We start from the raw sequence: 454 nt of genomic DNA on the forward strand, positions 1-454 counted from the left end.
GCCAATGATGCCAGCAATATCAAATCCACCGACACCATCAATCCCAATGATTACTTGCCCGCCTATCAACAGCAAACAACGGCATTGACCACCCCACAAGCCAACTCAACCGTGACCGCAGAGTCGCAAGGCATCGTGGCGCGTTTGAAGAACAAAATCATTGGTCGCGGCGAAGGGCTAAACTATATTGATATCAGCTTTGCCAATGCAGATGCCAAACTTGAGCCTGCGCGCAATATCAAGGCAGCATTGGAAAAAGTGACCGTCGAATCGGTGTCGGATTTTAATGCCAGTGTGAACAAATTACGCCAAATTGCCAAAGATGCGGCAGAGGCGGTGGGTTTTTATGACACTAAAATTGCTTTTAAACATCTAGGCAAAGACAATATCCAAGTCAGCTTAGAGGTCGGCAAACCCGTCATCGTGCAAAATCGCATCATTGATATCCGTGGTG

At 47.4% G+C, this 454-nt stretch carries 1 protein-coding gene; it reads left to right on the plus strand.

The features are described 5' to 3' along the window. On the plus strand, positions 1 to 454 hold a 454-nt coding region (locus RM555_RS30845), incomplete at both ends, for a hypothetical protein (RefSeq protein ID WP_311415004.1).

The organism is Micromonospora reichwaldensis, from assembly GCF_031845925.1.
In the GTDB taxonomy this organism is placed as follows: Bacteria; Actinomycetota; Actinomycetes; order Mycobacteriales; family Micromonosporaceae; genus Micromonospora; species Micromonospora reichwaldensis.